Source organism: Arhodomonas sp. KWT2 (genome assembly GCF_041949875.1).
Taxonomy (GTDB): Bacteria; Pseudomonadota; Gammaproteobacteria; order Nitrococcales; family Nitrococcaceae; genus Arhodomonas; species Arhodomonas aquaeolei.
The window spans coordinates 196,197-220,402 of record NZ_JBHFPQ010000049.1; the positions used below are offsets into that span (position 1 = coordinate 196,197).

At 69.5% G+C, this 24,206-nt stretch carries 23 protein-coding genes and 1 pseudogene; 12 read left to right on the plus strand and 12 right to left on the minus strand.

Annotated features, from left to right (window positions below):
• Positions 1-11: 11 nt before the first annotated feature.
• Together ACEZHJ_RS13280 and ACEZHJ_RS13285 are read left to right on the plus strand one after the other, a co-directional pair.
• The gene (locus ACEZHJ_RS13280; protein ID WP_040409566.1) at positions 12-1,208 is read left to right on the plus strand and encodes an acetyl-CoA C-acyltransferase; all 1,197 of its coding nucleotides are present in this window, start codon (positions 12-14) and stop codon (positions 1,206-1,208) included.
• Entirely contained in the window at positions 1,202-1,783 is a 582-nt protein-coding gene (locus tag ACEZHJ_RS13285; protein ID WP_018718963.1) for a chalcone isomerase family protein, read from the plus strand. The genes ACEZHJ_RS13280 and ACEZHJ_RS13285 overlap by 7 nt, the downstream gene beginning before the upstream one ends.
• Positions 1,784-1,806: 23 nt before the next feature.
• On the opposite strand, the gene ACEZHJ_RS13290 is transcribed toward ACEZHJ_RS13285, so the two are convergent.
• The 3 genes from ACEZHJ_RS13290 to sthA are packed head-to-tail and all read right to left on the minus strand — an operon-like array spanning position 1,807 to position 4,305.
• Positions 1,807-2,241, minus strand: a complete 435-nt coding sequence (locus ACEZHJ_RS13290; protein WP_163138788.1) for a thioesterase family protein — start codon at positions 2,239-2,241, stop codon at positions 1,807-1,809.
• Positions 2,241-2,903 (minus strand): DsbA family protein, encoded by a 663-nt coding sequence (locus tag ACEZHJ_RS13295; protein ID WP_375036610.1) that lies wholly within the window; start codon positions 2,901-2,903, stop codon positions 2,241-2,243. Before ACEZHJ_RS13295 ends, ACEZHJ_RS13290 begins: the two co-directional genes overlap by 1 nt.
• A gap of 4 nt (positions 2,904-2,907) precedes the next feature.
• On the minus strand, positions 2,908-4,305 hold the full coding sequence (gene sthA, locus ACEZHJ_RS13300; RefSeq protein WP_018718960.1) for a Si-specific NAD(P)(+) transhydrogenase: 1,398 nt from the start codon (positions 4,303-4,305) through the stop codon (positions 2,908-2,910).
• A gap of 283 nt (positions 4,306-4,588) precedes the next feature.
• Here sthA and ACEZHJ_RS13305 point away from each other — a divergent pair, with 283 nt between their 5' ends.
• Positions 4,589-6,757, plus strand: coding sequence for a malate synthase G (locus ACEZHJ_RS13305; RefSeq protein ID WP_375036611.1), 2,169 nt, complete (start codon positions 4,589-4,591; stop codon positions 6,755-6,757).
• A gap of 24 nt (positions 6,758-6,781) precedes the next feature.
• On the opposite strand, the gene ACEZHJ_RS13310 is transcribed toward ACEZHJ_RS13305, so the two are convergent.
• Positions 6,782-7,279, minus strand: a complete 498-nt coding sequence (locus ACEZHJ_RS13310) for an acyl-CoA thioesterase (RefSeq protein WP_375036612.1) — start codon at positions 7,277-7,279, stop codon at positions 6,782-6,784.
• 148 nt (positions 7,280-7,427) lie between these two features.
• On the opposite strand from ACEZHJ_RS13310, the gene ACEZHJ_RS13315 reads away from it, so the two are divergent.
• The 5 genes from ACEZHJ_RS13315 (at position 7,428) to ACEZHJ_RS13335 (ending at position 11,387) form a co-directional block, all read left to right on the plus strand.
• Positions 7,428-8,447 carry a DctP family TRAP transporter solute-binding subunit gene (locus ACEZHJ_RS13315; RefSeq protein WP_375036613.1) on the plus strand — a complete coding sequence of 340 codons (1,020 nt, stop codon included), beginning with the start codon at positions 7,428-7,430 and terminating at the stop codon, positions 8,445-8,447.
• Between the two features lie 105 nt (positions 8,448-8,552).
• Positions 8,553-9,053, plus strand: a complete 501-nt coding sequence (locus tag ACEZHJ_RS13320; protein WP_018718956.1) for a TRAP transporter small permease — start codon at positions 8,553-8,555, stop codon at positions 9,051-9,053.
• Positions 9,053-10,354, plus strand: a complete 1,302-nt coding sequence (locus ACEZHJ_RS13325; protein WP_018718955.1) for a TRAP transporter large permease — start codon at positions 9,053-9,055, stop codon at positions 10,352-10,354. Before ACEZHJ_RS13320 ends, ACEZHJ_RS13325 begins: the two co-directional genes overlap by 1 nt.
• A complete protein-coding gene (locus ACEZHJ_RS13330) occupies positions 10,351-11,055 on the plus strand; it encodes an AzlC family ABC transporter permease (RefSeq protein WP_018718954.1) in 705 nt (234 codons plus the stop codon). The genes ACEZHJ_RS13325 and ACEZHJ_RS13330 overlap by 4 nt, the downstream gene beginning before the upstream one ends.
• The gene (locus ACEZHJ_RS13335) at positions 11,052-11,387 is read left to right on the plus strand and encodes a branched-chain amino acid transporter permease (RefSeq protein WP_018718953.1); all 336 of its coding nucleotides are present in this window, start codon (positions 11,052-11,054) and stop codon (positions 11,385-11,387) included. Before ACEZHJ_RS13330 ends, ACEZHJ_RS13335 begins: the two co-directional genes overlap by 4 nt.
• On the opposite strand, the gene ACEZHJ_RS13340 is transcribed toward ACEZHJ_RS13335, so the two are convergent.
• The gene (locus ACEZHJ_RS13340) at positions 11,362-12,735 is read right to left on the minus strand and encodes an MATE family efflux transporter (protein WP_163138791.1); all 1,374 of its coding nucleotides are present in this window, start codon (positions 12,733-12,735) and stop codon (positions 11,362-11,364) included. The two genes, ACEZHJ_RS13335 and ACEZHJ_RS13340, sit on opposite strands and share 26 nt — an antisense overlap.
• A gap of 69 nt (positions 12,736-12,804) precedes the next feature.
• Here ACEZHJ_RS13340 and ACEZHJ_RS13345 point away from each other — a divergent pair, with 69 nt between their 5' ends.
• On the plus strand, positions 12,805-13,470 hold the full coding sequence (locus ACEZHJ_RS13345; protein WP_018718951.1) for a 7-cyano-7-deazaguanine/7-aminomethyl-7-deazaguanine transporter: 666 nt from the start codon (positions 12,805-12,807) through the stop codon (positions 13,468-13,470).
• Positions 13,471-13,492: 22 nt separating this feature from the next.
• Here ACEZHJ_RS13345 and ACEZHJ_RS13350 read toward each other — a convergent pair whose 3' ends face one another.
• Positions 13,493-13,882: a GNAT family N-acetyltransferase gene (locus tag ACEZHJ_RS13350; protein WP_156831245.1), complete on the minus strand. Its 390-nt coding sequence runs from the start codon at positions 13,880-13,882 to the stop codon at positions 13,493-13,495.
• Positions 13,883-14,035: 153 nt separating this feature from the next.
• Here ACEZHJ_RS13350 and ACEZHJ_RS13355 point away from each other — a divergent pair, with 153 nt between their 5' ends.
• Entirely contained in the window at positions 14,036-14,590 is a 555-nt protein-coding gene (locus ACEZHJ_RS13355) for a hemerythrin domain-containing protein (RefSeq protein WP_163138792.1), read from the plus strand.
• Positions 14,591-14,626: 36 nt separating this feature from the next.
• Here ACEZHJ_RS13355 and fabB read toward each other — a convergent pair whose 3' ends face one another.
• Both fabB and fabA read right to left on the minus strand, forming a co-directional pair.
• Entirely contained in the window at positions 14,627-15,841 is a 1,215-nt protein-coding gene (gene fabB / locus ACEZHJ_RS13360) for a beta-ketoacyl-ACP synthase I (protein ID WP_018718948.1), read from the minus strand.
• Positions 15,842-15,871: 30 nt separating this feature from the next.
• The gene (gene fabA, locus ACEZHJ_RS13365; RefSeq protein ID WP_018718947.1) at positions 15,872-16,390 is read right to left on the minus strand and encodes a bifunctional 3-hydroxydecanoyl-ACP dehydratase/trans-2-decenoyl-ACP isomerase; all 519 of its coding nucleotides are present in this window, start codon (positions 16,388-16,390) and stop codon (positions 15,872-15,874) included.
• 340 nt (positions 16,391-16,730) lie between these two features.
• On the opposite strand from fabA, the gene trxA reads away from it, so the two are divergent.
• Positions 16,731-17,057: a thioredoxin TrxA gene (gene trxA, locus ACEZHJ_RS13370; RefSeq protein ID WP_018718946.1), complete on the plus strand. Its 327-nt coding sequence runs from the start codon at positions 16,731-16,733 to the stop codon at positions 17,055-17,057.
• A gap of 188 nt (positions 17,058-17,245) precedes the next feature.
• Here trxA and dxs read toward each other — a convergent pair.
• Positions 17,246-19,138, minus strand: a pseudogene (gene dxs / locus ACEZHJ_RS13375) (1-deoxy-D-xylulose-5-phosphate synthase); the annotation flags it as partial.
• 11 nt (positions 19,139-19,149) lie between these two features.
• Positions 19,150-19,626 carry a YcgN family cysteine cluster protein gene (locus ACEZHJ_RS13380; RefSeq protein WP_375036657.1) on the minus strand — a complete coding sequence of 159 codons (477 nt, stop codon included), beginning with the start codon at positions 19,624-19,626 and terminating at the stop codon, positions 19,150-19,152.
• Positions 19,627-19,746: 120 nt separating this feature from the next.
• Between ACEZHJ_RS13380 and ACEZHJ_RS13385 the strand changes: the two genes are divergently transcribed.
• Entirely contained in the window at positions 19,747-21,327 is a 1,581-nt protein-coding gene (locus ACEZHJ_RS13385; RefSeq protein ID WP_018718943.1) for a peptide chain release factor 3, read from the plus strand.
• A 23-nt stretch (positions 21,328-21,350) separates the two neighbouring features.
• Here ACEZHJ_RS13385 and ACEZHJ_RS13390 read toward each other — a convergent pair whose 3' ends face one another.
• Together ACEZHJ_RS13390 and ACEZHJ_RS13395 are read right to left on the minus strand one after the other, a co-directional pair.
• Positions 21,351-22,013: a nicotinamidase gene (locus ACEZHJ_RS13390; RefSeq protein WP_163138793.1), complete on the minus strand. Its 663-nt coding sequence runs from the start codon at positions 22,011-22,013 to the stop codon at positions 21,351-21,353.
• Positions 22,014-22,092: 79 nt separating this feature from the next.
• Positions 22,093-23,988 carry a propionyl-CoA synthetase gene (locus ACEZHJ_RS13395; protein ID WP_375036614.1) on the minus strand — a complete coding sequence of 632 codons (1,896 nt, stop codon included), beginning with the start codon at positions 23,986-23,988 and terminating at the stop codon, positions 22,093-22,095.
• Between the last annotated feature and the right edge of the window lie 218 nt (positions 23,989-24,206).

Genomic DNA, 24,206 nt, shown 5'->3' on the forward strand with positions numbered 1-24,206 from the left:
GGGAACCGTCAATGAGTGAAATGCAGGACGCCTATATCGTCGCCGCGGTGCGTACCCCGGTGGGGCGGGCGCCCCGGGGCGCGCTCAGCGGCACGCGCCCGGACGACCTCCTGGCCCATGTGCTCCGCGGGGCCGTGGATGCGGTGCCGGAGCTGGCGCCGGAGGGCATCGAGGACGTCATCGCCGGCTGCGCCATGCCCGAAGGGAGCCAGGGACTCAACGTCGCGCGGATCGCCGCGCTGCTCGCGGGGCTGCCGAAGAGCGTGCCCGGGGTGACGGTCAACCGCTTCTGTGCCTCCGGGCTCGAGAGCATCGCCCAGGCCGCCGGGCGCATCCGCAGCGGCGAGGCGGACTGCATTCTCGCCGCCGGCACGGAGAGCATGAGCGCCATCCCCTGGATGGGTCACCGGCCGTCGCTGAACCCGACGATCTTCGAACGCGACGAGGACGTGGGCATCGCGTACGGGATGGGCCTGACCGCTGAACGGGTCGCGGAGCGCTACGGCGTCAGCCGGGAAGACCAGGACGCCTTCGCACTCGAGAGTCATCGCAGGGCGGTCACGGCCATCGACGGCGGCGCCTTCGCCGACGAGATCCTGCCGGTGACCGCGCGCAGCTACGCCCCGGCGGCGGAAGGGGCGAGCGTGCGCATCAGCGAGCGCGCGGTGGCGACGGACGAAGGCCCGCGGCGTGACACCGACGCGGCCCGGCTCGCGAAGCTGCGCCCGGTGTTCGCCGCGCGGGGCTCGGTGACCGCGGGCAACAGCTCCCAGACCAGTGACGGTGCCGGGGCGGTGGTGGTGATGAGCGGCCGCCGGGTACGCGAGCTGGGCATTACCCCGATGGCCCGTTTCGCGGGCTACCGCGTGGTGGGTGTGCCCCCGGAGATCATGGGCATCGGTCCGGTCGAGGCGATCCCGGCGGCCCTGCGCGCCGCGGGCATCGGCCGGGACGATCTCGGCTGGATCGAGCTCAACGAGGCGTTCGCCGCGCAGAGCCTGGCGGTGATGCGCGAGCTGGAGCTGGATCCGGCCCGGGTCAATCCGCTGGGCGGCGCCATTGCCCTGGGGCACCCCCTGGGTGCCACCGGTGCCGTCCGAACCGCCACCCTGCTGCACGGGCTGCGCCGGCAGGGATTGCGCTACGGCATGGTCACCATGTGCGTGGGCACCGGCATGGGCGCAGCGGGGGTGTTCGAGCGATGCTGACTACCACGATCAGAGGGTGCCGTGCCGCGGCACTGGTGCTCGCGGGCGTTCTGCTGGCGGGGCCGGCGACGGCCGCGGAGCTCGCCGGCGTGCACATGCCGGAGCGCATGGAGGTGGACGGGGAGAGCCTCTCCCTCAATGGCCTCGGCCTGCGCGAGAAGTTCTTCTTCGACATCTATGTCGGCGGGCTCTACCTGCCCGAGACCACCGGCAGGGCGGACGACGTGCTCTCGCTGGACGGTCCCCGGCGGGTGGTGTTGCACCTGGTCTACGATCACGTCTCCCGGGAGAAGCTGGTGGAGGCCTGGAACGACGGTTTCGAGGACAACCTCTCAGAGGACCGCCGCAAGGCCCTGGCGGAGCGGATCGAGGCGTTCAACGAGCTGTTCGGCGACGCCGAGGCCGGGGATGAGATCGCCATCGATTACCTGCCGGGGCAGGGCACGCGGGTGGTGTACAACGGCAAGGTCACCGGGACCGTACCGGGCCGTGCCCTCGCGCGGGCATGGCTGGCGATCTTCGTCGGTGCCCACCCGGCGGACGAGGACGTCAAATCGGGCATGCTCGGCGGCTGATCCCGCCGCGCTGCCCGACCGGCTCACTCCCCGGCGGGGGCGAAGCGCTCGACGAACGCCTGCGGTGCGCGGGCGATGCGCCGCTCGCCGTAGTCGAAGAACACGATCCCCGTCTTCGCCCGCGCGATCTCATGGCCGTCCCCGGCGTGCTCCAGGCGGTAGAGGATATCGCAGCCGTAGCGGTTGAAGTCATCCAGCGCGACGTGGATGCGCAGCGGGTCGTTGGCGAAGGCCTCGGCACGGAAGACGACCACGGCGTCGGCGACGATGATCCCCAGCCCTTCGATGTCGCTCTCGGAGTAGCCGTGATGGCGCAGCAGCGCCGCGCGGGCCTCCTGGGCGTAGACCAGGACCATTTCGTTGCCCATGTGGCCGCCGAAGTTCAGGTCCGTGACACGCACGTCCAGCTCGTGGCAGAAGGCGAAGCGTTCCGGCAGCGGCAGCTTGAGGCGGGCCATCAGTGGGTCTCCCCCGGGGCCCCGCCGCGGGTGTGTTCTTCCATGGCCGCGGCCAGTGTGTCCATGGACACGGCGCCGGGGAAGGCCCGGTCGCCGACGATCAGGGTGGGCACGCCGGTGAGTCCGGTGCTGCGGGCCGCCTCCACGTCCTCCAGCAGGCCCGCAAGGGCCTGGCGGTCGTCCACCGGCATCAGGCAGTCGCCGACGTCATGATCCGCCGCTATCGATTCGAGCACGGCCGTCTCGCCGATGTTGCGGCCGTCGACGAAGTAGGCATGGAAGAGGGCGTTGTGCAGTGCCAGAAAACGCCCGGGCCGGCGTTGAAGCACTGTGCGTGCCAGCAGCAGGGCCTGGCGGGAGTTGGTGGTGAAGGTACGCTCGGCCATGAGCAGGCCGTCCGCCTCGAGCATCGCCGTGAGCGCCTCGTTCATCCGCCGCCACTGTTCCGGTGGATAGCCGAGCTCGGAGACCGGCCGCCCGCCGGCGGGGCTGTCCGGGTGGATCTCGACGAAGCGGTACTCCACCGCCACCGGGTAGCGCTGCGTGATCCGCTGCAGGCGATGGGCGCCCACGTAGCAGAACGGGCAGATGTAGTCGAAATAGAAGACCACCGGGATGCGGTGATCCTCGCCGCCGGTAGCGCTGCCGTTAGTCGCCGCCACGGTTTCAGGGCACCCGGTTGATGCCGTTGAGCGCCGCCACGCGGTACGCCTCGGCCATCGTCGGGTAGTTGAACGTGGTGTTGATGAAATACATCAGCGTGTTCGCCTCGCCGGGCTGGGCCATGATCGCCTGGCCGATGTGCACGATCTCGGAGGCCTGGTCGCCGAAGCAGTGGATGCCGAGGATCTCCAGTGTCTCCACGTGGAAGAGGATCTTGAGCATGCCGACCGTCTGTCCGGAGATCTGCGCCCGGGCGAGGTCCTTGAAGAAGGCGTGACCGACCTCGTAGGGGATCTTCGCCTCGGTGAGCTCGCGCTCGCTGCGGCCCACGGAGCTGATCTCCGGGATGGTGTAGATCCCGGTGGGGGTGTCCTGGGCGAGGCGGTAATCGCACTCGCCGAAGATGATGTGATGGGCGACGTAGCGGCCCTGGTCGTAGGCGGCGCTGGCGAGGCTCGGGTAGCCGATCACGTCGCCGACGGCATAGATATGCGGCTGCTCGGTCTGGAAATCCTCGTTGACCTCCACCTGGCCACGGCCGTTGGGCTGGACCCCGAGGGCCTCCAGGCCCATGCGATCGGTGTTACCCGTGCGCCCGTTCGCCCAGAGCAGGATGTCGCTCTTGATGCGCTTGCCCGACTGGGTCTCCAGGATGACGTGATCGTCCCCCGGGACGACCCGGGCATACTCCTCGCGGTGACGGATGAGCACGCCGAGCTCGCGGAGGTGGTAGGAGAGGGCGTCGGAGATCTCGTCGTCGAGGAAGGCGAGCATGCGCTCGCGGGTGTTGATGAGATCCACCTTCACGCCGAGACCGCGGAAGATCGAGGCGTACTCGCTGCCCACCACGCCGGCACCGTAGATGGTGATGGTATGCGGCGTATGGTCCAGGGAGAGGATCTGATCGCTGTCGAATACCCGCGGGTGGGTGAAGTCCACGTCCGCCGGATTGTACGGGCGCGAGCCGGTGGCGAGGATGAAGTGATCGGCGGTGAGGCGTGTGATCCGGTTGTTGGCGCCCTCGACCTCCAGGGTGTGCTCGTCGGCGAAACGCGCCGTGCCGCGGAACACCGGCACCTCGTTACGGCTGTAGAAGCTCGTGCGCAGCCCCACCTGCTGGTCGATGACCCGCTCGGCGGTGCGCATCACCGTGGGGAAGGAGAAGTGTCGCGGCTCGCTGACCTCGCGGAAGAGCGGGCTGTTGTTGAACTCCATCATCCGGCGGACGTTGTGGCGCAGCGCCTTGGAGGGGATGGTGCCCCAGTGGGTGCAGCCGCCGCCGACCTCGCTGTGGCGCTCGACCACCGCCACGCGCTTGTCCGCCTTGGCGAGTTTCATCGCCGCGCCCTCGCCGCCGGGGCCGCTGCCGATGACGATGGTATGGAAGTGCTTGCCGCTCATATGGACCGTCCCGCTGATCGAGTGCATGGCGCATCGGGCCCGGGCCGTCCATGGCTCGGCGGCCGGGCCGAAGCGGGCATTATAGCCGGGCGGGCCGTCCGGGTCGAAACGGCCGGCCGCGGCCGCCGCTCCGCCGACCGCGCGTCGGAGCTATCGTGGAAACGCTTTCCATAAAATTGCCGGTGCCCGTCAGCGGCGGTAGACTGAGGGCGGCGACGGGGTCGGTCGTGGGCTTGTGCCGTCCCCCGTCACAACGCCCTGACCATCACGGGAGAGACAGTCGATGAGCGAACGTATCGAAGCGGCGGGCCTGAAGGTCGCCCGCCCCCTCCACGAGCTGCTGGAAAACGAGATCGTGCCGGGCACCGGGGTCGACGCCGCGTCGGTCTGGCGGGCCCTGGCGGACATCGTCGCCGACCTGGGGCCGCGCAACCGGGAGCTGCTTGCCCGCCGCGACGAGATCCAGGCGCGGATCGACGCCTGGCACCGGGAGCACAACGGCGCCTTCGACGCCGCGGCGTACCGGGCCTTCCTCGAGGAGATCGGCTACCTCATGCCCGAGGGCGGGGACTTCCAGGTCAGCACGGAAAACGTCGACCCGGAGATCGCCGAGGTCGCCGGCCCGCAGCTCGTGGTCCCGGTGAGCAACCCGCGCTACGCCCTCAACGCCGCGAACGCCCGCTGGGGCAGCCTCTACGACGCGCTCTACGGCAGCGATATCATCCCCGAGGACGATGGCGCCGAGAAGGGGAGCAGCTACAACCCGGTGCGTGGCAGGAAGGTGATGAGCCACGCTTCGGCCTATCTCGACGAGATCGCGCCGCTCGCGCGTGGCAGCCACGCAGACGTCGCCGGCTTCGGCCTGAGCCCGGACGGCGCCGAGCTCGTCGTCACCCTCGGCGATGGCAGCGAGACGGGCCTGCGGGATCCGGCCCAGTTCGCCGGCTATACCGGCGGCCAGCCCCTGACCGGCGTCCTGCTGGCCAACAACGGCCTGCACGCCGAGATCCAGATCGACCCCGAGCACCCCGTCGGCCGCGACCATCCCGCCGGCGTCAAGGACGTGCTCATGGAGGCGGCGGTCAGCACCATCCAGGACTGCGAGGACTCCGTCGCCGCGGTGGACGGCGAGGACAAGACCAACGTCTACCGTAACTGGCTGGGCCTGATGAAGGGCACGCTCGAGCACGTCTTCGACAAGGGCGGCCGCCAGGTCACGCGCCGGCTCAACCCGGACCGCCGCTACCAGCGGCCGGACGGCGGCGAGCTCACCCTGCAGGGGCGCAGCCTGATGCTGGTGCGCAACGTCGGCCACCTCATGACCACGCCCGCGGTGCTCGACGCCAGTGGCGAGGAGATCCCCGAGGGCATGCTGGATGCCCTGTTCACCGCCCTGATCGCGGTGCACGACCTCAAGGGCAACGGCTCGGTGCGCAACTCCCGCGCCGGCAGCGTCTACATCGTCAAGCCCAAGATGCACGGCCCGGAAGAGGTCGCCTTCGCCTGCGAGCTGTTCAACCGCGTCGAGGATGCGCTGGGGCTGGCGCGCAACACCCTCAAGATCGGCGTCATGGACGAGGAGCGACGCACCACGCTCAACCTCAAGGCCTGCATCCGCGAGGCCCGCGAGCGCCTCATCTTCATCAACACCGGTTTCCTCGACCGCACCGGCGACGAGATCCACACGGACATGGAAGCCGGTCCGATGATCCGCAAGGGCGAGATGAAGTCCTCGCGCTGGCTCAATGCCTATGAGGACTGGAACGTGGACGTGGGTCTCGCCTGCGGCCTGCGCGGCCACGCCCAGATCGGCAAGGGCATGTGGGCGATGCCGGACCTGATGGCGGACATGATGGAGGCGAAGATCGGCCATCCCCGCGCCGGCGCCAACTGTGCCTGGGTGCCGTCGCCCACGGCCGCGACCCTGCACGCCATCCATTACCACCAGGTGGACGTGATGGCCCGCCAGGGCGAGCTCGCCGGCCAGCGCCGGGCCGGGCTGGACGACCTGCTCACCATCCCGGTGGCGGAGAACGCGGACTGGAGCGCGGAGGAGATCCAGCAGGAGCTCGACAACAACGCCCAGGGCGTGCTCGGTTACGTGGTCCGCTGGATCGATCAGGGCATCGGCTGCTCGAAGGTCCCGAACATCCATGACGTTGCCCTCATGGAAGACCGGGCGACCCTGCGCATCTCCAGCCAGCACATGGCGAACTGGCTCTACCACGGCGTCGTCACCGAGGAGCAGGTGATGGCCACCATGAAGCGCATGGCCGAGGTGGTGGACCGCCAGAACGCGGGCGATCCCAACTACGAGCCCATGGCACCGGGCTATGACGGGGTGGCGTTCAAGGCCGCCTGCGACCTGGTGTTCAAGGGTCGCGAGCAGCCCAACGGCTACACCGAGCCGGTACTCCACGCCCGCCGCCGCGAGCGCAAGGCCCGCGGCTGAGCCCCGGCCTGGCCCCGGGGCCGGTCACGGGCGTGGCCGGGGGCGGGGCGCGCCCCCCCGCCCCGCGGCCCCCCCCCGCCCGGCCCCCGGCCCGCAACACCCCGGTGCCGGCGGCAGGCCGTCGCCCACCGGCTGCGGCAGCGGCCGGGGGCGGCGATCCTCGTCGATGGCAACGAAGGTGAAGGTGGCCTCGGTCACCTGCGTCGCCGATTCGGAGAAACGGTCCCGCCGCCACGCCTCCACGGCGATGGTCAGCGAGGTGCGCCCGGTGCGCAGCAGCTCCGCGTAGAGGCTGACCTCGTCACCCACGTGCACGGGGGCGATCAGGCTCATGGCATCCACCGCCGCGGTGGCGACACGGCCGCGCGCGGCGCGGGTCGCCACGCTGGAGGCAGCCAGGTCCATCTGCGACATCAGCCAGCCGCCGAATATGTCCCCGGAGGGGTTGGTGTCGGCGGGCATGGCGATGGTGCGGATCTGCGGCTCGCGTGCGGGCGGGCCGGGTCGTCGGGTATCGGGCATCTCGTCTCCTTGATTGCGGTTGGCCGTTGCGGCCGTGGATTGCATTTTCACGACGTGGTGGACATATTGGCACGGGCGCGGTCGGCAATGCCGGGGGACAATCCGGGGTGCCGCCCGTATCCACTATCGCATTTCATGGGGGGAGAGCATGCGTTTGAAAGCGCCGATCATCGTCGCCTGTCTGGCGGGCCTGTTGCTCGCCGGGGGCAGTGCGGGTGCCGCGGACTACAAGTCCGAGTATACCGTTTCGACCGTCCTGCCCACCCCGTTCCCCTGGGGCGAGGCCGCCGAGCGCTGGGTGAAGCTCGTCGAGGAGCGCAGTGACGGGCGTATCAATCTCAAGGTCTATCCGGGGGCGCAGCTCGTCTCGGGGAACCAGACCAAGGAGTTCGCGGCCCTGCGCAGCGGGCTGATCGACTTCGCGGTCGGTTCCACCATCAACTGGTCGCCCCAGGTCAGCGAGCTCAACGTCTTCTCCCTGCCGTTCCTGATGCCGGATTATGCCGCCATCGACGCGCTGACCCAGGGCGAGGTGGGGGAGCGCATCTTCGAGGCCATCGAGCGTCAGGGCGTCGTGCCACTGGCCTGGGGCGAGAACGGTTTCCGCGAGCTCACCAATTCCGTGCGGCCCGTGACCCATCCGGACGACCTGGAGGGGATGAAGATCCGCGTCGTGGGCTCGCCGCTGTTCCAGGACACCTTCGAGGCCCTGGGTGCGAACCCGACCCAGATGAGCTGGGCGGACGCCAAGCCGGCGCTGGCCACCGGCGCGGTCGACGGTCAGGAGAACCCGCTGTCGGTGATCCAGATCGCGAAGATGTGGGAGGTGGGACAGGAGTATCTCACCCGCTGGCATTACATGGCGGATCCGTTGATCTTCGCCGCGAGCCGTGGCACCTGGGAGAGCCTGCCCGAGAAGGACCGCCGGATCATCCGCGAGGCGGCCATCGACGCCGGGCAGTGGGAGATCGAGCGTTCCCGGGCCAGCGTGGAGGAGCGTCTTGCCGCGCTGCGGGAGCAGGGTATCGAGCTCACCGAGCTGACCGACGCCCAGCGCGAGGCCTTCCGCAAGGCCACCGCCAGCGTCTACGAGACCTGGGCGCCGCGGATCGGCGAGGACCTCGTGGAGACCGCGAAGGAGGCCGTCGCCAACCGCGACGCCGAGTGAGCGGCCCGCGGGCCGCACGAAGCCGGGGGCCGGTGCCCCCGGGTGATCCAACCGGACGCCGGGCCGCCCGAGGGTGCCCCGGTGTCCGTCGTTCGGGGACCCGAAATGCCTGAGCCGGACAACGACCGTCGTGATCGTCCGCGCGTGCCGCTGGCCGTCGAGGAGGCGGCGGCCGCGGCGGCCATGGCGATCATCTGCCTCATCAGCCTCGCCAACGTGGTGGTTCGCTATGCCACGGACGCCTCCTTCGCCTTCACAGAGGAGGTCTCGGTGTTCCTGCTGGTGTTCATGGCCTTCTTCGGCTCGGCGGTTGCCTTCGCGCGCGACGAGCACATCCGCATCGGGTTCTTCCAGCAGCGCCTGCCCCGGCCGCTTCGCTGGGCGGCCACGGTGGCGACCTTCCTCGCGACCCTGACGGTGCTCGGGCTGATCATCTACTACGGCACCGGCTTCGCCTACGACGAGTGGCGCTGGCAGTCCTCGTCCCCGGGGCTCGGCGTGCCCAACTGGATCTACAGCGTCTGGCTGCCCCTGGGGGCGCTGGTCGTGCTGCTGCGGGTAGTGGGGCGCTTCCTGCGCCAGCTCCGCGGCGGGAGGCCGGACTGATGCTGCCGACGCCGGACGTCATGCTCTTCCTCGTGCTGGCGGCGCTGATCGTGATCGGCTCGCCCATCGCCATCGCGCTGGCGCTCGCCGGTGCGGTGGGGATCGTCATGGGACTGCCCGCGCAGATGCTCGGCACCCTTGGGACGAACACCTATAACGCCATCGCCAAGTACCCGCTGGTGGCGATCCCGCTGTTCGTGCTCACCGGCACCATCTTCGAGCGCGCCGGTGTCGCCGCCAACCTGGTGCGCTTCGCCCGCGCGCTGATCGGTCCGCGTCCCGGCGGGCTGGCGGTGGTGGCGACCCTGGTGTGCCTGATCATGGGCGGGATGTCGGGCTCCGGGCCGGCGGACGCCGCCGCGGTGGCGATGGTAATGGTGCCGAGCATGACCCGGGCCGGCTATCCGCGGGCCTTCAGTGCCACCGTGATCGCCGCCTCGGCGTCCACGGCGATCCTCATCCCGCCGTCCGTGGCGCTGATCCTGTATTCGATCCTGGTCCCCGGTGTGGACCTGCGGGCGCTGTTCGCCGCGGGCGTTTTCCCGGGCCTTCTGGCGGGGTTGGCGGTGGTGGTCCCGGCGATCTGGCTGGCGCGGCGTAACGGCTTCGAGCGGCGCGACGCCGAGGAGCGGCCGCCGCTGCGGGAGAGCTTCGTCGGTGCGCTGCCGGCGCTGTTCGCCCCGGTGATCATCCTCGGCGGCCTGCGCAGCGGGCTGTTCACGCCGACGGAGGCCGCGGTGGTGGCGGTGGCCTACGGCGTGTTCATCGGCATGGTGGTCTACCGCAACCTGGACCTGCGGACCCTCTACCGGGCGCTGGTGGACTCCGCCGTGCTCTCGGCGGTGATCCTGCTGATCATCTCGCTGGCCGGGATTTTCGCCTGGGCGGGCAGCACGCTCGGGGCCTTCGACGACGTCGCGCACGCGATGCTATCCGTGTCGGACACGGGCTGGATCGTGCTCGCAATGGTGATGCTGCTGCTCCTCGTCGCGGGAATGGTGCTCGACGGGGTATCCATCTATCTCATCCTCATCCCCATGCTCATGCCGGTCATGCGTGCCTTCGACTGGAACGCCACCTGGTTCGGCATCCTCATGGCGATGACCATCGCGGTGGGGCAGTTCACGCCACCGGTGGCGGTGAACCTGATGGTGACCACCAAGGTCGCGGAGGTGCCCATGGAACGCACCCTGGGCTGGGCGGCCTGGATGGTGGCGGCGATGGTGGTCGCACTGGCGCTGGTGATCGTCTTCCCGGGCGTCGCGCTGTGGCTGCCCGAGGCACTGGGCTACCGCGTATGAACGCGTTTGTCCGCATGAGCGAGCGCACACCGGGGCTGGCCGCGGCGGCGCGGGCGAGCCTGCCGGTGTTCTTCGGCTACGTGCCCCTGGGCATGGTCTTCGGTGTGCTCTTCGTCCAGCTCGGCTACGCCTGGTGGTATGCGACGCTGATGAGCATCGCGGTGTTCGCGGGCGCTGCGCAGTTCATGGCGGTGACGCTGCTTGCCGCGGGGGCCGGCGTCGGCGAGATCGCGGTGACTACGGTGGTGATCAACGCCCGCCACGCCTTCTACGGGCTGTCCCTCGGGCCGCGGCTGCCGCGTCGGGGCGTGACGCGCTGGTACCCGGTGTTCGCGCTGACCGACGAGACCTACTCCCTGCTCACGAGCATCCAGGCACCACCGGGGGCGGACCCGGCGCGATTCCGCGTGACCGTCGCCGCGCTGAACCAGTTCTGGTGGGTGCTCGGCACGAGCCTCGGGGCCTGGCTGGGCAGCGGGCTGGGCGGTGACGTCGCGGGCCTCGACTTCGCGCTCACCGCGCTGTTCGTGGTCCTGACCATCGAGCAGGCCATGACCGTGCGCGCCGTGCGGCCCTTCGTCATCGCCGCGGCCGCCGCCGCGGCCGGCTTCGTGTTCGGCGGACGGGACTACATGCTCATCGTCGCGCTGGCGTTCGTGACCGCGGTGCTGTTGGCCGATGGTTCCCGGGAGGCGGCATGAGTGGTGCGGACGGCTACCTACTGGCGGTGATCGCCGCGATGACGGTGGCGACGTTCTTCACCCGTGCGGCACCGTTCCTGGTGCTTGGGCGCTACATGGAGCATCCGCTGGTGCGCCACCTCGGGCGCTACCTGCCGCCGGCGGTGATGCTGCTGCTGGTGGTCTACGCGGTCCGCGACGTCGAGCCGCTCGCGCCGCCCTTCGGTCTCTACCATCTCGCCGCGATCGCGGTGACCGCGCTCTGCCACCTGCGCTGGCGCAACGCGCTGGTGAGCATCGCCGCGGGCACCGCGGTCTTCATGGTGCTCACCCGCCTCGCCCCCCTGGGGTGAGCGGGTCCGCCGGGAGCCAGCCGGCGCCGTAGTCCGCCCGGCGGAAGACCAGTCCGAGCCCGCCGGAGCGGGCGAGGGTGAACAGCAGGAAGGCGAACCACAGGCCGTGGTTGCCCCAGCCGCGGGTCAGCCACCACGCCGGAAGGTAGACCGCGATCACCGCCACCAGCATGGTGTCGCGCATCGCCCGGGCCCGGGTGGCGCCGATGAACAGCCCATCCAGGAGGTAGCTCCACACGGCGACCAGGGGCAGGGCGATGAGCCAGGGCAGGTAGTCGGCGGCGATAGCCCGCACCCGGGGGAGGTCGGTGAGCAGGGCGATGATCGCCTCACCCGCCATCGCGAAGGCGACGCTCGCCAGCACCGCACTCACCAGAGACCAGAGCGTGGCGGCGCGGACCACGGCGGCCAGCCGCCGGCGGCTGTCACGCCCGAGTGCCTCCCCGACCAGCGCCTCGGCGGCATGAGCGAAGCCATCCAGGGCGTAGGAAGTCAGCATCAGGAACTGCATGAGCACGGCATTGGCGGCGAGGATGTCGTCGCCGAACCGTGCCCCCTGGGCGTGGAAGAAGGCGATCGCAAAGAGCAGGCAGAGCGTGCGCACGAACAGCGCCGCGTTCACCCGCAGCAGCCGCAGATAACGTGCAGGCTCGGCGAGCCGTGCCGGTAGCAGTCGTCCGCCGAGGCGGCGCAGGTGCGCCGCGGCGAGGGCCAGTGCGGTCGCCAGGGCAAGGTAGTCGGCGATGACGCTGGCGAGGGCGACGCCGGCGACCGTCCAGCCGAGGCCGACGACCAGCCAGAGGTCCAGCACGATGTTGATCACGTTATTGACCAGCATCAGCACCAGGGTCACCCGGGTGCGTGCCAGCCCGAGGAACCAGCCGATGAGCACGTAGTTGGCGAGTACCGCGGGGGCACTGGCGATGCGCCAGGTGGCGTAGGTATTGGCCAGCCCGGTTACCGCCGGGCTGGCGTCGAAGAGGCTCAGCGCGGCGGGGACGACCCACGGAGCCAGGGCGATCAGGGCGGCGCCGATGGCAGCGGCGATGACCAGGCCCTGGGCGAGCAGCTCGCGTAGGGCGTCGGCGTCGTTGCGCCCGTGGGCCTGGGCGACGAAGCCGGTGGTGCCCATGCGCAGGAAGCCGAAGCCCCAGTAGAGGAAGCTGAACAGGGTCGCACCGAGGGTGACCGCGCCGAGGTAGTCGCTGTCCGGCAGATGGCCCATCACCGCCGTGTCCACCAGCCCCAGCAGCGGCACGGTGACGTTGGACAGGATCAGCGGCCAGGCGAGGGCGACCACCCGGGAGGATGCCTTTCGATTCAGCGTTTTTGCCTTTGTGCCCTGCATTCGCTATGTTCTCCGGGCGCCGGGACGCAGGCGCCGAGATCCGACACATACCGGAGGTAGACCGCCCCCATGCTTTCCCTCACCCCGGCCCAGCTGCGCCGTGCCCTGGCGGTGCTGGTGACCGCTCACATCCTGATCATCGCCGCCAGCAATTACCTGGTGCAGCTCCCGATCCAGGTCTGGGGTGTCCATACGACGTGGGGTGCATTCTCCTTCCCGTTCATATTCCTGGTCACGGACCTGACGGTGCGGGTGTTCGGCAAGGGGCCCGCGCGGCGGATCATCTTCATGGCAATGCTGCCGGCGCTGCTGGTGTCCTATGTCTTCGGCGCCGCCTTCCAGCAGGGGCAGTTCCAGGGCCTGGCAGGGCTCGTCGGGCTGAACGTGTTCGTCGCCCGTATCGCCATGGCGAGCTTCATGTCCTACGTGCTCGGCCAGATCCTCGACATACATGTCTTCGACCGCCTGCGCCAGCGCCGTTTCGCCTGGTGGGTGGCGCCGGCCTCGTCCACGGTGCTGGGCAACCTCGCCGACACGGTGGCGTTCTTTTCACTGGCGTTCTATGCCAGTCCGGACCCGTTCATGGCGGCGCACTGGACGGAGATCGCCGCCGTGGACTACACCACCAAGCTGGTGGTGAGCCTGGCGTTCTTCGTGCCGCTGTACGGGGTGGTACTGGCCGGGCTGCAGCGCTGGGTGCTCGGGCGCGAGGCGAGGGTGCGCGTCGCCGGCTGAGCGCCGGCGACACGGATCGGAATCACGGCCGTGCCGGGTACCAGACCAGGGGCTGGGCGGTGCGGCCGTGGTCGATCTCGAAATCGTGCCGGCGGTACCACTCCAGCAGGGCCTGCTGATCCAGTCCGGTATCGTCGTACGCCGTCGCCTGCCCGAGCAGGGTGACGTTGTAGCGCTCGCAGATCCCCTTGAGCAGCTCCAGCAGCCGGGTTGCCTCGCCTTCGCCGCGGTGGCCGGGATCGGTCTCGATGCGGCAGAGCACGAGGTAGTCGGATTCGGTGTCCACCGCGCCGATCGCATGCCCGATGCGGCGGTGGCGCAACCCCGTGTTGTCCTGCCCGATCGGCTCCGCCTCTTCCGTGGCGTCGAGCCAGGCCTCGAAGGCCGCGTTGATGTCTGCTACCGGCGCCATGCTGTGCATCATCCCCTGTGAACCCCGGACCGTTGTTGTTGCGCGGGGCGAAACGTACCACCCCGGCGACTGGAAGGCGAGCGGTGTCCGCGCGCCGTCGACGGGCGCGAATGGTACCATCGCCGTACAAGCCCTGCAGGGAAGGTGGCCAAGGTGAGGAATACCCCGCGGAACAGCGATCCCGTCCGCTGGCTGAGTGGTGATCATGCCGTATTCGAGGAGCTGCTGTGGCTCCACCAGGAGGCGCTTCTGGAGCGCCGCTGCGCTGTTGCGGTGGAGATATGGGATGCCTGGTTCGAGCGTCTGCGCGCGCATGCGCGGGCCGAGGAGGCGTGGCTGCTGCCGTGTCTCGAGAGCGCGGACTGGGAGACGCCGTGGCCCGCGCGGGTCTATCGGGCGGAGCACGCGCGGCTCCAGCAGCTCGCCGGCGCGCATCGTGCCGCCGTGGCGGAGCATGCCGCCGGCAACGGACCGGGGCGGCGTGAGGCACTCGGGCTGATCGCGGCGGCGCGGCGGGTGGCGGACATGAGCGCGCACCACGAGCAGCGCGAGGAGGAGGGTCTGTTCCCACTGCTGGAGGCCAACCTGCCGGCGAAGGCGTTACAGGCGCTGGGCGAGTCGGTGGCGGCGGAGCTGTCGGCGGCGCCGCTGCCGGCGGTGGCGGCGTTGCGCGGGCGGCTGGACTCGGCGGTCGCCGCCTCCGCCTGACGGCGCCCGTGGGGCGCCGCCGGCGGATGCGGCGCGTCAGTCCTCGTAGCGGCGGAATACCAGGGTGGCGTTGGTTCCGCCGAAGCCGAAGCTGTTGGACATCACCGTGTTGAGCGGCTGCTCGCGGTACTCCGAGACGATGGGCATGCCCTCGGCGTCCGGGTCCAGGTTCTCGATGTTGGCGGAGGCGGAGACGAACCCCTCCTTGAGCATCAGCAGCGAGTAGATCGCCTCCTGCACTCCCGCCGCACCGAGCGAGTGGCCGGTAAGCGACTTCGTCGAGCTCACTGCCGGCATCGACTCGCCGAAGACCTCGTGGATCGCCTGCAGCTCGGTGATATCCCCTGCCGGGGTGCTGGTGCCGTGGGCGTTGACGTAGTCCACCGGGCCTTCGGTGTGAGTGAGGGCCTCGCGCATGCAGCGCACCGCGCCCTCGCCGGAGGGTGCGACCATGTCGTAGCCGTCCGACGTCGCGCCATAGCCGACGAGCTCGGCGTAGATCGGCGCGCCGCGCTCCAGGGCGTGATCGAGGGCCTCGACCACCACCATGCCTGCGCCGCCGGCGATCACGAAGCCGTCACGATCCGCGTCGTAGGGGCGGGACGCCCGCTCGGGGGTGTCGTTGTACTTCGAGGACAGGGCGCCCATGGCGTCGAAGAGCATGGTCATCGACCAGTGCTCCTCCTCGCCGCCGCCGGCGAAGACGACGTCCTGGCGGCCGAGCTGAATCTGCTCCATGGCGGAACCGATGCAGTGGGCGCTGGTCGCGCAGGCCGAGGAGATGCTGTAGTTGACGCCACGGATGCCGAACGGCGTGGCCAGGCATGCGGAGACGGTGCTCGCCATGACCTTCGGCACGGCGAAGGCGCCGAGCTTGCGCACGCCACGCTCGCGCAGCGTGTCCGCGGCCTGGACGAGATTGGAGGTGGAACCGCCTCCCGAGCCCGCGATCAGACCGATGCGCGGATCGGAGATCTGCTCCGCGTCCAGGCCGGCGTCGCGCATGGCGTCCTCCATGGCGACATACGCATACCCCGCGGCGCCGCCCATGAAACGGCGCGGCTTGCGCGGGACGCGCTCGTCGAGGTCGATGTCGACCACGCCGGCGACCTGGCTGCGCAGACCGTACTCGGCATACGCGTCGCGGAAGCGGATGCCGCTGCGGCCCTCGCGCAGGGATCGGGTAACCGTTTCACGATCATTGCCGAGACAGGAGACGATGCCCAGTCCGGTGACGACGACTCGTCGCACGATACCTTCCTCGCTGTTTGCTCAACGCACCTACAGCGCGCTATCCGGGTCCATGAACAGGCCGACCTTGAGATCGGTGGCCCGGTAGATCTCCTCGCCGTCGGCGAGGACTCGGCCGTCCGCGATACCCATCGTCAGACGCCGCCGGATCAGGCGCTTGATGTCCAGTAAGTAGGTCACCTGCCGGTTACGGGGCAGGATCTGACCGGTGAATTTTACCTCGCCACAGCCGAGCGCGCGCCCCTTGCCCTGGCCGCCGGTCCAGCCCAGGTAGAAGCCGAGGAGCTGCCAGAGGGCGTCGAGCCCGAGGCAGCCCGGCATCACCGGGTCGCCGGGGAAGTGGCAGTGGAAGAACCACAGGTCCGGATGGACGTCGAGCTCGGCCTGGACCTCGCCCTTGCCGTACGCCCCGCCTTCGGAGGATATCCTGCTGATGCGGTCGAACATGAGCATGTTCGGCACCGGCAGCTGCGGGTTGCCCGGACCGAAGAGCTTGCCGTGGCCGCACTCGAGCAGCTCCTCGTAGCTGTAACTGGGTTGTCCTGTCATGCGTCTCCCAACCGTATCCACTGGGGGAACCGGATCGCGCCGCGGGCGGTCCGGCCGATGGCCCTGGCAGGTCCCTGCCCGGTGTTGCGGCGGTGCCGCCTTGACGGGGGTGGTTGCCGGCGTCTAGAAAGAGGTCTAGTAATTTCGCGCTAACCCTACTGTGAGACCCGCGGCGAGGCAAGACACGATCGCGCCGTGATGACGTCGGCACATCCCTGGCCGGCGATTATCCGGTAGAATGATTGATCCTGGCTATCGACTTCCGCGCCCGCGTCGATTATACAAGCCACCACAGGCGCGTTATCCTTCGCGCGTTTTTTCAGTTCCCCTGGAGGCATTGATGAGCGAAAACATCGTCAGCATCACCGACGGCAACTTCGAGGACGAGGTTCTCAAGGCCGATGGCCCGGTCCTGGTGGACTTCTGGGCCGAGTGGTGCGGCCCCTGCAAGATGATCGCCCCCGTGCTCGAGCAGGTCGCCGAGGAGTATGCGGGCAAGCTCAAGGTCTGCAAGCTCAACATCGACGACAATCCGGAGACCGCGCCCAAGTACGGCGTGCGTGGCATCCCCACGCTGATGGTCTTCCGCAGCGGCGATGTCGCGGATACCAAGGTCGGCGCCCTGAGCAAGGCGCAGCTGACCCAGTTCGTTGACGCCAACGTCTAGAGACAGCCCGTCGCACCAAACCGCGTCAGGGCAGAGGGAGTGTCGGCGCCGGGGCCCCGTCCCGGCCTGTATGTGATGACGTCCCCGGCCCGTCGGGCCGGCTCCCGGTAACCTGACGGTCTGGTTAGACCCCGCCTCCACCGGGTCTGCGGGTGCCGCCCGGCACCCGCAGACCGGGCGCATCCCCGGCCACGACCCGTGTCCGGGGCCGCCGCCTTCTCCGACCCCAGCCATTCCCCGACCTGTGCGGCGATACCGTCCGCGTCCAGGCCCAGCCGCGAGAGCAGGGTGGCCGGGTCGCCGTGATCGGTGAATCGGTCCGGCAGGCCGATGTGGCGGCAGACGGCCGTCTCCCCGGCGGCGTCCAGCGCCTCGGCCACCGCGCTGCCGGCGCCGCCGGCGATCACGTTCTCCTCCACGGTCACCAGAAGCTCGTGCGTGGCGGCGGCCTTCAGCACCGCGTCTTCATCCACCGGCTTGACGAAACGCATGTTGATCACCGTGGCGTCCAGTCGCTCGGCGGCCGCCAGGGCAGGCGCGAGCATGCTGCCGAATGCGAGCAGGGCGACGCGGTGGCCGTTCCGGCGCGGCTCTGCACGGCCGATGGGCAGGGCCTGCATCTCCGGGGAGACCGTGACCCCGGGGCCCGTTCCCCGGGGGTAGCGGACCGCCGCGGGACCGTCGTGCCGGTAGCCCGTGTAGAGCATCTGTCGGCACTCGTTCTCGTCCGCGGGGGCCATCACCACGAGGTTGGGGATGCAGCGCAGGTACGAGAGGTCGAAGCTGCCGTTATGGGTCGGTCCGTCCGCGCCCACCAGGCCGGCACGATCGAGGGCGAGGAGTACTGGCAGCTCCTGGAGGGCGATGTCGTGGATGAGCTGGTCGTAGCCGCGCTGCAGGAACGTCGAGTAGATCGCGAGCACCGGGCGCTCGCCCTCGCAGGCGAGGCCGGCGGCGAGGGTGACGCTGTGCTGCTCGGCGATCCCGACGTCCAGGTAGCGCCCGGGGAAGCGCCGGGCGAACTCCACCAGGCCGGAGCCCTCGCGCATGGCCGGGGTGATGCCCCAGACCCGGCTGTCGCGCTCGGCGATATCGCACAGCCACTCCCCGAATACCTGGGTATAGCTCGGCCGGCCGCCGCCACTGCCGCCGGTCAGCCCCTCGGCGGGATCGAACGCCTTCACGCCGTGGTAGGCGATGGGATCCTCCTCGGCCAGGGCGTAGCCCTTGCCCTTGCGGGTGACCACGTGCAGGAGCAGTGGTCCGGGCGTGGTGCGCAGACGGCGCAGCACCGGGAGCAGGGCCGAGAGGTCGTGGCCGTCCACCGGCCCGAAGTACTGGAAGCCGAGCTCCTCGAAGAAGGTCCCGGGCACGACCATGCCCTTGGCATGGGCCTCGGCGCGCCTGGCGAACTCGCGCATCGCCGGGGGCATGTGCTCGAGAACGCGCTTGCTCTCGCGACGGAGGTTGCCGTAGAGGCCGCCGGCGAGCAGCCGCGCGAAGGTACGCGAGAGCGCGCCGACGTTCTCGGAGATGGACATCTCGTTGTCGTTGAGTATCACGAGCATGTCCGGGCGGGCGTCGCCGGCGTGGTTCAGCGCCTCGAAGGCCTGGCCCGCGGTCATGCCGCCATCGCCGATCACCGCGCAGACCCGCCGGCCGTCGCCGCGGGCGCGGGCCGCGAGCGCCATGCCGATCGCCGCACTGAGTGAGGTGCTGGAGTGACCGACGCCGAAGGTATCGTAGGGGCTCTCGTCGCGCTTGGGAAAGCCGGCGAGGCCGTCGGTCTTGCGCACGGTGCCGATGCGCTCGCGCCGCCCGGTGAGGATCTTGTGGGGATAGCACTGGTGGCCGACGTCCCAGACGAGCCGGTCCTCCGGGGTCTGGTAGACGTAGTGCAGGGCGATGGTCAGCTCCACGACCCCGAGGCCGGCGGCGAGGTGGCCGCCGGAGCGGGCCACGCTGTGGAGCAGAAAGTCCCGCAGCTCGCGGGCGAGCGCGGGGAGCTCGCCGGCGGACAGGGCGCGCAGGGCCTCGGGGGAGTCGATGCCTTCGAGCAGGGGGTAGTCTCCGGGTGTCATGATGTCCCTGGTCAGTCCGTGTCGTCGTCGAGGTCCTCGACGATGAAGTCCTCGAGATCGTAGGGCGGCGCTACCGCCTGTTCGCCGACCACCCGGCCGCGCACGGACATGCCCGCGCGATGTACCGTCTCCGGGTCGCCGGAGACCAGTGGGTGCCACCACGCCAGCCCGCGACCCTCGGCCACACGGCGGTAGGCGCAGCTCTTCGGCAGCCAGCCGAAGCGCTCCACCCGCTCCGGGGTGAGGGTGATGCAGTCCGGCACGTGGCGGTGGCGATGCGCATAGTCGCTGCACAGCGCGGTGTGGGTGTCGAGCAGCCGGCAGGCCAGCTCGGTGAAGTGGTAGTCGCCGTCCTCGTCCTCGAGCTTGTGAACGCAGCACTTGCCGCAGCCGTCGCACAGGGCCTCCCACTCGGGCGCGGAGAGCTCGTCGAGGCGCTTGCGCTCCCAGAACGGGCGTTCGGCGGCGCCGGAAAAGCTGCCAGTCATGCGCGGGTCGTCCTCGTCGTCGGCGCGGTGTTTCCGGGGCTCGGTGCGGATCCGCCGGGTCATGTATAATCGCGGCGCTTTGACGATGCCACACTCCAACGCCCGAGCGCACGGAACCCCATGAGCGAGTTTCTCCAGGAGGTCGCCCGGCGGCGCACCTTCGCGATTATCTCACACCCGGACGCGGGTAAGACCACCGTCACCGAAAAGCTCCTTCTCTACGGCGGCGCGATCCAGATCGCCGGGACCGTGAAGGGGCGCAAGTCCGATCGCCATGCCACCTCCGACTGGATGGAGCTGGAGAAGCAGCGCGGTATCTCGGTGACCTCCTCGGTGATGCAGTTCCCGTACAAGGAGCGGATCGTCAACCTGCTCGATACCCCCGGGCACGAGGACTTCTCCGAGGACACCTACCGCACGCTTACCGCGGTGGACTCGGCGCTGATGGTCATCGATGCGGCCAAGGGCGTCGAGGAGCGCACGATCAAGCTCATGGACGTCTGCCGGTTGCGTAGCACGCCGATCATGACCTTCATGAACAAGCTCGATCGCGAGGGGCGCGACCCGATGTCGCTCATGGACGAGGTCGAGGAGGTGCTGCGTATCCGCTGCGCCCCGGTGACCTGGCCCATCGGCATGGGCAAGGGCTTCAAGGGCGTGTTCCACCTCCTCGATGACCGCGTGCACCTGTTCAGCGCCACCCACGAGGGGCGGATCAACGAGGGCGAGACCATCGAGGGCCTGGACAACCCGCGCCTCGACGAGGTGCTCGGCGACGACGCCGGGACCCTGCGCGAGGAGGTCGAGCTGATCCGCGAGGCCAGCAATCCCTTCGACGTCGAGGCCTACCGCCGCGGCGAGCTCACGCCGGTGTTCTTCGGCTCGGCGATCAACAACTTCGGCGTGCGCGAGCTCCTCGACCGCTTCGTTGAGGACGCCCCCTCGCCCCAGCCCCGGGAGACGGAGACCCGCGAGGTGGCCGCCGAGGAGGAGACGTTCTCCGGGTTCGTGTTCAAGATCCAGGCCAACATGGACCCGAACCACCGTGACCGCATCGCCTTCCTGCGGGTGTGCTCCGGGGTCTACGAGAAGGGTGCCAAGGTCCATCACGTGCGCATCGGCAAGGACGTGAAGATCGCCAACGCCATCACCTTCATGGCCTCGGACCGGGACAACATCGCCAATGCCTATCCCGGCGACATCATCGGGCTGCACAACCACGGCACCATCCAGATCGGCGATACCTTCACCGCCGGCGAGAAGCTCAAGTTCACCGGCATCCCGAACTTCGCCCCGGAGCTCTTCCGCCGGGCGGTTCTGCGCGACCCCATGCGCATGAAGGCGCTGCAGAAGGGACTGGTCGAGCTCTGCGAGGAGGGGGCCTCGCAGCTGTTCCGGCCGCTGCAGGGCAACGACCTGATCGTCGGCGCCGTGGGCGTGCTCCAGTTCGACGTGGTCGCCTTCCGGCTGAAGAACGAGTACGGCGTGGAGTGCAGCTTCGAGCCGGTGAACGTGGCGACCGCCCGCTGGGTGGACAGCGACGATTCGAAGCGCCTGGAGGAGTTCCGCGAGCGCAATGTCGCGAACCTCGCCGAGGACGTCGCCGGCAACCTCACTTATATCGCCCCTTCCCGGGTGAACCTTCAGCTCACCGAGGAACGCTGGCCGGAGATCGGCTTTCACGCCACGCGGGAGCACTGAGTGCCCCCGCGGTGTCGGGGGCGTCAGTTGAGGGCGCTGCTGTCGGTCACGTTCACGCCGGCGTCGGCCAGGGCCTGGCGTACGCCGTCGTCGTTGGCCGGGTCCACCGGCCGGGTGAGATCCCACAGCAGGTAGGTGTTGAAGCCCAAGGCCACGGCATCCTCCGCGGTCCATTTCACGCAGAAGTCCCGGGCCAGCCCGCAGACGAACACGTCCGTGACCCCGCGCTCGCGCAGGTAACCGGCCAGCCCCGTGGGCGGGCGCTCGCCCTGGGCGTCGACGTTGTTGCGGAAGCCGCTGTAGCTGTCCACCGCCGGGTCCTCGCCCTTGCGGACGATCACCGACGCGCGCTCCCAGGGCAGGCCGTCGTGGAGCGCCGCGCCCGCGGTGCCCTGTACGCAGTGGTCCGGCCAGAGGACCTGCTCGTGGCCGTAGAGCTCGATGATGTCGAAGGGCTGACGGCCCTCGTGGCTGCTGGCGAAGGAGATATGCCCCGCGGGATGCCAGTCCTGGGTGGCCGCGATCTGGCCGAAGTCGCTGTCGCGCATGATTGTGGCGACACCGTCCAGGATCTCCGAGCCACCCTTGGTGGCGAGGGCGCCGCCCTCCATGAAGTCCGGCTGCATGTCGACCACGATCAGGGCGGAACGCTCCCGGTCGACCCGGACAGGCTGTTGTGCTGCCATGCTCACCTCCGGTTCTCTACCGGAGATGGATGGAGGCGCCGCGCCGGGGAGACAACCCCGCACGGCGCCGTCGCGGCACTCAGGAGAAGCGTCCGACCCCGGCGTCCTCGAGGGTGTCGCGGATCTCGTCCATGATCGCCGGGTCGTCGATGGTGGAGGGCACGGGGACGTCGTCCTCCTGGGCAAGGCTGCGGATGGTCTTGCGCAGGATCTTGCCTGAACGGGTCTTGGGCAGTCGCGGGACGACCATCACCCGGCGCAGGGCGGCCACGGCGCCGATCTCCTCGCGCACCCGGGCGACCAGGGCGGCCTCGACCGCCTCCGGGGTCATGTCGACGCCGTCCTTGAGCACCACGAAGCCCACCGGCACCTGTCCCTTGAGCTCGTCGGGCAGGCCCACCACGGCACACTCAGCGACCGCCTCGTAGCCGCCGATGACCTCCTCCATGGCGCCGGTGGAGAGGCGGTGACCGGAGACGTTGATGACGTCGTCGGTGCGGCCCATCACGAACAGGTAGCCGTCCTCGTCGAGATAGCCACCGTCACCGGAGAGGTAATGGCCGTGGAAGGTGCTCAGGTAGCTGCGCTCGAAGCGCTCGTCGTCATTCCACAACGTCGGCAGCGTCCCCGGGGGCAGCGGCAGCTGCACGACGATGTTGCCGATCTGCCCGGCGGCGGGTTCGCCGTCGTCGTCGAGGACGCGCACGCGGTAGCCGGGGGCGGGCACGGTGGCGGAGCCCGGCTTGATTGGCAGCCGCTCGACGCCGATGGGGTTGGCCGCGATGGCCCAGCCGGTCTCGGTCTGCCACCAGTGGTCGATGATCGGGCAATCCAGGTGCTCGTCGAGCCATTCGTAGGTGGGTGGGTCCAGGCGCTCGCCGGCCACGAACACGTTGGCGAGTCCGGAGAGGTCGTAGCGCTGCTTGTGCCTGGCCTCCGGGTCCTCCTTCTTGATCGCGCGGAAGGCGGTGGGGGCCGTGAAGAAGGTCTTTACGCCGTGCTCGGCGATCACCCGCCAGAACGCCCCGGCGTCGGGGGTGCGCACCGGCTTGCCCTCGTAGACGATGGTCGTGCAGCCGCGGATCAGCGGGGCGTAGACGATATAGGAGTGGCCCACGACCCAGCCCACGTCGGAGGCCGCCCAGTAGACCTCGCCGGGATGGGTGTCGTAGACGACGTCCATGCTGTAGTTCATGGCCACGGCATGGCCGCCGTTGTCCCTCACCACCCCCTTGGGTTTACCGGTGGTGCCGGAGGTGTAGAGGATGTAGAGCGGGTCGGTGGCGGCCACGGATACCGGATCGACGGGGGAGGCGCTTTCCATGAGCTCGAACCAGTCGTGGTCGCGCCCGGGCTCCAGCGTCGCCTCCGCCTGCTCCCGCGGCACGATCACGGTGTGTGCCGGCGGGTGGGCGGCGATCTCCAGTGCCCGGTCGACCAGGGGCTTGTAGGGGATGACCCGGTCGAACTCGATGCCGCAGCCCGCTGACACCACCACCTTGGGCCGGGCGTCGTCGATGCGCACCGCCAGCTCGTGGGGGGAGAAGCCGCCGAAGACGACCGAGTGGATCGCGCCGAGCCGCGCGCAGGCGAGCATGGCGATGAGGGTCTCCGGGATCATCGGCATGTAGATCACGACCCGGTCGCCGTGCTCCACGCCGAGCCCCCGCAGGGCGCCGGCGAAGCGGGCGACCTGATCCTGGAGCTCGGTGAAGCTGATGTGCCGCTGGGTGCCGGTGGCCGGCGAGTCGTGGATGATCGCGGTCTGCTCGCCGGCACCGCGCTGGACGTGGCGATCCACGGCGAGGTGGCAGGTATTCAGGCGGCCGTCCGGGAACCAGCGGTAGTGGCCGCGCTCGTCGCGGCCGAGGATGGTCTGCGGGAATTCATACCAGTCGATCTCGCGGGCGCGCTCTCGCCAGAAGCCTTCCGGGTCGTCGACGGACTGACGATAGACGTCCTGATAGCGTCTCATGATGCTCTCCTCCCTGCCTTGTGCTGGCCGGTTGTGCTGTCTCTTCCCGGTAGCGCCCGCGCGCACCCCGCCGGGGGCAATGCCGCCTCCGGTGAGGGGTTTGTTATTGCAGCATAGATGGCCGCGACGGGGGATTGAATAAGTCAATTCACGTCCCGCGCCAGCATTGCCGCGCGGTCCGGGGCGTTATCCGGCGGCGTGTCCGGGCGCACGTCCGT